This window comes from Oleiphilus sp. HI0067 (assembly GCF_001635735.1).
In genome coordinates this window covers 1-1,839 of record NZ_LWFI01001363.1, presented here as the reverse complement: position 1 = coordinate 1,839, position 1,839 = coordinate 1, and the positions used below count along the sequence as shown (strand labels likewise).

Below are 1,839 nucleotides of genomic sequence, written 5' to 3'. Positions count from 1 at the left end.
AGCTTTTGTCTTGATGGTTGTTAAATGGGGGTCGTGGAGGTTCAACCCAATACATTAAGGAATGTAAACATGGCAGCAGTTTCAATGCGCGACCTGCTTAAAGCAGGTGTACACTTCGGACACCAGACTCGTTACTGGAATCCAAAAATGGGCAAATACATCTTCGGTGCCCGAAACAAAATCCATATCATTAACCTCGAGCAAACAGTTCCTGCTTTCAACGAGTCTTTAGCGATGGTTAAAAGACTTGCTGAGAACAAGAACAAAATCTTGTTCGTTGGTACTAAGCGTGCGGCTAGCAAAATCATCAAAGAGGAAGCTGAGCGCGCGGGTATGCCTTACGTGAATCATCGTTGGTTGGGCGGTATGTTGACCAACTACAAAACGATTCGTCAAAGCATCCGTCGTTTACGCGATCTTGAGAAGCAGAAAGAAGATGGTACTTTCGAAAAACTAACCAAGAAAGAAGTCTTGATGCGTACGCGTGAGATGGACAAGCTTGAGCGTGGTATCGGCGGTATCAAAGATATGGGCGGCTTGCCAGATGCGTTATTTGTTATCGATGTTGATAACGAGCGTATCGCAATTAAAGAAGCGAACAAATTAGGTATTCCTGTTATCGGTATCGTTGATACTAACAGTGATCCTGATGGTGTTGACTACGTTATCCCAGGTAACGATGACGCGATTCGTGCGATTCAAATCTACGCGAAAGCATTTGCTGATGCGGTAGTTGAAGGCACTGCGTCAAACGGTGGCGAATACGTAGAAGTTGCTGAAGAAGCAAAAGAAGCGCCAGCGGCAGAGTAATCTGTTAGCTTTCAAGCTTTGAAAAATCAAAAGACCTGCAAGTTCGCTTGCAGGTCTTTTGTACTAAATAGCTAAAAATTTTGCGGCGGGGATTTAACGATGTCCACGACGCTAACAAACCTAAATGCCTATTACAGGCGATATAGATGAGGAAATATCATGGCTGCAATTAGTGCCTCAATGGTAAAAGAGCTTCGTGAGCGTACTGGTCTTGGTATGCTTGAGTGTAAAAAAGCACTCGCTGAGACGGACGGTGATGTAGATAAGGCAATTGAAGAATTGCGTAAGAAGAGCGGTATGAAAGCAGCTAAGAAAGCTGGTCGTACTGCTGCAGAAGGTGTTGTTGTTGTTAAAGTTGCTGACGACGCGTCAAAAGCAATGTTGGTAGAAGTTAACTCAGAAACAGATTTTGCTGCGAAGAACGAAGACTTTTTGGCGTTTGCTAATAAGGTTGCAGAAGAGGCGTTTGCTAGCGGTTCAACTGATGTTGCTGGTTTGTTAGATGCTGAGCGTGAAGCGCTTGTTCAAAAAGTTGGTGAGAATATCTCTCCTCGTCGCGCTGTAGCTCTTGAGGGTGCAGTTGTTGGTTCATACGTTCACTCAAACAACCGTATTGGTGCAATTGTTGTGCTATCTGGTGGTTCTGCTGAGTTAGCTAAAGATATCGCTATGCACGCAACTGCGGTAAACCCTCGTGTTCTTCGCCCAGAAGATATGGCTGAAGAAGAGTTAGAGAAAGAGAAAGAAATCATTAAGGCGCAACCTGACATGGAAGGTAAGCCTGCAGAGATCGTTGAGAAAATGATGGGTGGTCGTATCAAGAAGTTCCTTAAAGAGAACTCTATGACAGAGCAGCCTTTCGTTAAAAATCCAGAGCTTACTGTTGGCCAGTTAGCGAAAGAAGGTGGTGCTGAGATCGTATCTTTCGTTCGCCTTGAAGTGGGTGAAGGTATTGAGGTTGAAGAGACTGACTTTGCAGCTGAAGTTGCTGCTCAGTTGGCTGGCGATGCTTAATCTCCATATCTAATA

Annotated in this window: 2 protein-coding genes; both read left to right on the top strand. The window is 44.6% G+C overall.

The window, feature by feature from the left end:
- Positions 1-69: 69 nt before the first annotated feature.
- Positions 70-810, top strand: a complete 741-nt coding sequence (gene rpsB, locus A3739_RS21635; RefSeq protein ID WP_068477618.1) for a 30S ribosomal protein S2 — start codon at positions 70-72, stop codon at positions 808-810.
- A 159-nt stretch (positions 811-969) separates the two neighbouring features.
- Entirely contained in the window at positions 970-1,824 is an 855-nt protein-coding gene (gene tsf / locus A3739_RS21630; RefSeq protein ID WP_068478422.1) for a translation elongation factor Ts, read from the top strand.
- The last annotated feature ends 15 nt before the right edge of the window (positions 1,825-1,839 follow it).